This is a genomic window from Helicobacter sp. T3_23-1056 (assembly GCF_053654535.1).
Map to the genome: position 1 here is coordinate 1 of NZ_JBSIUU010000056.1, position 4,363 is coordinate 4,363.

Genomic DNA, 4,363 nt, shown 5'->3' on the forward strand with positions numbered 1-4,363 from the left:
ATAGCATTGAAAGCCATATTTATCGCTAAAATGTTTTGCTAGTTTTTCTAAATCATCTTGTGTAGAATCTGGTTTTAAATTAACAACTGCGCTCCACTCGTAAGATTTTGCTTGAAAAGCTTTATTTCGTGCCTTGCAATGCTTTTCATATTGTTCTTTTGCTTGTTTAATGATTTGTTCTTTTAGTTGTTGAGCTTCTAACCCATTTCTATTAAACCAAAGCCCCCTGCCACTTGAATCAATAGCATAACTAGGGCGTATGTCGGCATTATGCCACACATTAAAATCCTTGCTAGGTTTTAAGTGAATACTTGATATTTGTCCCACTTATAAGCCTTTGTAAGTGCTGTCATTCCTGCGCGATATTTTTATAATTTCAATGATTTTAAACTCCCCATTATTGACAATGCCTATAATGCGATATTCCCCCAATCTCCACCGATAGCGATTATCGCCAAAACCCTGCAAATGCTTTGCGTTTGGTAGTTTGCAGGGATTGTCATCTGTCGATAAAGTGTTGTTAATAAATTTATCGATTCTAATAAAATCTTTTGGCGCGGATTTAGATAATTTTTTAAGATATTTAAAACAATTATCTTTAATTTTTATTTCATACTTAGTCATCATAAGTCCTATTTATATCTGCTTGAAGCTCTCTGTCATTTTCTGCAATTTCATCGGGCGTGAGTTTTGATTCTAGCTCTAATGCTTTTTCGTGTAAGCCCGAATCTTTATACGACATAAATTTAGGTCTATCCAAGCTATCTTTGATTTTTGTTTTTAGAAAATAAGCTAGCTCTTGCATATCGCGCAATTTTTTTTGAGCTTCCTCGCGATATTTTTCCTCTTTGCGTTCTAAATTCATAAGAGAATTGACTAATTGTCGCGCATTCATATTGTTATATTTTGCATAATCTACCATTGTAGTTTCCGCCTTTTTTGAAAAATTTGCTACATTGAGCTTGCCGAAATGATAGCATAATTTTTTCAAAAAAGCAAACTATCGTATAAAAACTTGTTTTTAATGCGGATAGTTTGCAAACTATCCGCATTAAAATCGCAAGCTCTTTATGCGTTAGTTTGTCCTGCGGAGCTTAAAATTTTTAATCATTGATTATCAAAGAAATGATTTTCCAAAACCCCTACAATGTCAAAAATTATTTTGATATAATTCACTTATGGCAAAGATAGACGCGCTCAAAGAGCAATTAAAAATACTTCGATTTTGGCTAGGTTCTGCAATGGCTATAATGGTGGCTATTATTGGCTGGCTTATCACAAGCTATGAAAAAATTAGCTCATTGCTTGTGATAGCTTCCTTTGTTGCTATTGTGTCGCTATTATTTGTAATCATCGCAATTAGCGTAATAATGAATAAAAAAGTTAAGATTGTAGCCAAACTTAAAAAGTGAGGTTTGATTATGGATATTTTTATAGCTTGTTTTTTTGCGCTTGTAATTGTTGCTTTGGCTTGTGTAATGCTAAAAAGTGCTATGAGCTTGTAATGTGTAATATATGCCTTAAAATGTAGTAATATAACAAATTTTTCAAAAACCTTGTAACGCCCTCCCTATTGGTTATCTTTTATAAAAAATATCAAATCATCGATACTATTAAAGTGTATATTTCCTTTGTCAATGCCTTTTTCAAATTCTTTAAAATGAACACTCAACCCACCGTTATTACCCTGCGATACGCTTTTAATTACCAAAGTTTCGCCATTATAATTTACTTTTGTATGGCGATACCTAGTGTCATATTCTTTTATCACATCTTTTTCATCTTTTCCATTTGTATTGTTTGGTGTTATAGCATAGTTGCCTGTGCTACTTTGTTGTATAGAATGGTTGCTTTGTGTTGGTGTGGTTTGTTGCTCGATAGTTGTTTTTGCTTCTGGCGTGAATGTGAATTGTATGCCTACAATTTTGCCCCCCTGCCCTTTTCCTCCAAATCCTTTTTCTTTGATTTTTTCATACTGCAAATTTTGAAAAGCCACGCGACTTGTATCAAAAAGAGTATGCTCTTTAGTTAGCTCTTTTATAGCTGGTTTTAGTATGCGCAGGTCTAAATCGCATTGCCTGTATTCTTTAGGTATATCCATAATATCCTTAAATTCGTCCCATTTCATTTTCATTATGCCTGTTGAGCGGTATTGTTTTAATAGCCTATAAAGTGTTTTTGTGTATTTTCCACTAAGATTTATAAATTCTAATAATTCAAACTTGGTAAAGTTTGAATTTAGCGAATTAACCAAATATTCAAAATGTTCGTTAATTTCTATATCAATTCTTTCAAATTCTTCCCAACTATATGATAAAAAATCAAACTCATCAATTTTTTCTTTTTGATTATACCAAACCACAAAATGATTAAAAAAATGTGTTCGCATTTTTCCAAACATTTTTTTTTGTTCATCCCTAAGCAGTATTGTAAAATCCGCATTAAAAATTTTTGTTTCAAATGTTTTTATAATGTCTGTTATTTCTTTATTTGTTAGATTTTTATTAGAAAAATTTTGTAGATCTTGTGGATATAAACTTATTATGAAATTTTTATCTATTTGTTCTCTAATTTTGAAAATAATTGCGCAAAGCAAATTTTGCTCTTGCTCAGTAAAATTTGGTAGTTTTATTTTGTTCAAATCATTATGATATTTTACAATCTCTGCACCCATTTGCTAATCCTTAAGTTTTTTTATCCACTCTAGGTATAATACCCAACTAGGACGCAATTTATGCTTACACATAATTGCTCCTCGTATGTGGATTTTCCCGAGTTTTTGCCTTTTGGCAAGCTCGGACATTTTTATTTTAAAACTATTAAAACAACAAAAAGTTAATATTTGTAGTTTTAATAGTCCCAATTTGTAGTTTTAATAGTCCCAATTTGTAGTTTTAATAGTCCCAATTTGTAGTTTTAATAGTCCCAATTTGTAGTTTTAAACGCTTTTGCTACCTTTTAAAAGAAAAATTTAAAAAAGGTTTTAAAAAGAAAAAAAAGACGCGCGACGCGCGAAAAACAATTAAACTGCGTTTTTTCGTTTTTCGCTTTTTGCTTCAAGTTGCGTTAAAATCGCGCTTCGCGCTACAATAGGACTACAAAAACCCCGCTTACGCGGTGTTTTTCCTCCCTTAAAGTGCGCTAATCGCGCACACTGCGTGCTAACGCACGCTTTGGGCTTTAAAGTAAGCGAAAAAATGTTTGGTTTTTTCAATATGAGTTTTTCTAAAATGCAAAATATGTCTTAAAACTCACAAAAACACGCCTAAAATCAAAAATAATGCTCTTAGTAGTATGTTTGTATTTGTTAAGTAAAAAAAGGGCTAAATTTTTGATTTTTTAAGGGATAGAAAATTATCGTTTTTTATCTGCTTCTTTGTTTTGTTGTATTTTGTGGCATTTCTCTACCAAAAAATTTATGCCTTTCTTGGTCTGTATTTGGTGTGTTTGTGAGTTTGCAATAATCCTCCCAACTCATCAAATTTTGTATTTCTGGCTTATATTTATTGAAAATTTCTTGTATTTCATTTGCTCGCCGTTCCATATAATTCAATCTTTCAGCACTTTGGGCTAATTCCTTGCCTTGTTCTTGTAGATTTTGCGTAAGCTCTTTGTTTTCTTTTTGTAGCTTTTGGGTTTGCTGATTTACAATATTTGCGACTATGAATTTCATTTGCTGGCATTCTTGGTCTATTTTATTGTTGTTGGTAAAAATTCCCCTTTTGTCATCAAAAAATGCTTGTATTTGGTCTTTTGAATTATCGTGCAAGAATCTTAATGTGCTTTCAAGCTCTCTTTTTTGCCTATCGATATTTTCTTTTTCTTTTTTTTGTTTCTCTTGTTCTTGTTGTTGGGCGTTCAGCACATTTTGCATTTGTTGATTTTCTTGCCTTAATTGTGTGATTTCTTGGTTTTTAGATTCTAGCTCTTTTTGTTTTTCTTGCATTTCTTTGGCGTGTTTTTGTTTGAGTTCTTGTATTTTTTCTTCTAATTCCTCTTCTTTTGCGTAGCGTTGTTTTTTTAGTCGCTCGGCTTCTATTCGTGCATTTACTTCTTTTTGACTTAAAAATTCGTTTTTTAGGGCTTTTATCTCTCTTTTTTGCTGCTCTTTGATTGCTGCAAAAACTCGTGGCTCGATTCGTTTCGCTCCGCTTCGTTGCTTCTCGATTCCGCGCTTCATTTGTAGAATCTCTGCGACTTCGCTTTGCATTTGACTTAATGCCTTTGGCGTTCGCAAACTTCCTCTAAAACGATTTTTGCCCGTTTCCTTGTCTAGCGTGATAAATTCTAAATGTGCGTGATGATTTATGATTTTTTCACCCTGCTCGTTTATATGCCCCTCGTCCCTGTGTATCGCTATTTG

4 protein-coding genes and 2 pseudogenes are annotated in these 4,363 nt (G+C 32.5%); 1 reads left to right on the top strand and 5 read right to left on the bottom strand.

What is annotated here, in order from left to right; all coding sequences use genetic code 11:
* The 3 genes and pseudogenes from ACWIUO_RS13410 to ACWIUO_RS13420 all read right to left on the bottom strand — a co-directional run.
* Nucleotides 1–327 (bottom strand): annotated as a pseudogene (locus ACWIUO_RS13410) (mobilization protein); the annotation flags it as partial.
* Complete coding sequence (locus ACWIUO_RS13415; RefSeq protein WP_454178391.1) at nucleotides 328–624, bottom strand: type II toxin-antitoxin system RelE family toxin; 297 nt, start codon at nucleotides 622–624, stop codon at nucleotides 328–330.
* Nucleotides 617–922, bottom strand: coding sequence for a hypothetical protein (locus ACWIUO_RS13420; protein ID WP_454178392.1), 306 nt, complete (start codon nucleotides 920–922; stop codon nucleotides 617–619). Before ACWIUO_RS13420 ends, ACWIUO_RS13415 begins: the two co-directional genes overlap by 8 nt.
* Before the next feature lie 256 nt (nucleotides 923–1,178).
* Here ACWIUO_RS13420 and ACWIUO_RS13425 point away from each other — a divergent pair, with 256 nt between their 5' ends.
* Nucleotides 1,179–1,412, top strand: a complete 234-nt coding sequence (locus ACWIUO_RS13425; protein ID WP_454178393.1) for a hypothetical protein — start codon at nucleotides 1,179–1,181, stop codon at nucleotides 1,410–1,412.
* A gap of 158 nt (nucleotides 1,413–1,570) precedes the next feature.
* Here ACWIUO_RS13425 and ACWIUO_RS13430 read toward each other — a convergent pair whose 3' ends face one another.
* Nucleotides 1,571–2,674, bottom strand: a complete 1,104-nt coding sequence (locus ACWIUO_RS13430; protein ID WP_454178394.1) for a replication initiation protein — start codon at nucleotides 2,672–2,674, stop codon at nucleotides 1,571–1,573.
* Between the two features lie 690 nt (nucleotides 2,675–3,364).
* A pseudogene (locus ACWIUO_RS13435) lies at nucleotides 3,365–4,363 on the bottom strand (hypothetical protein); the annotation flags it as partial.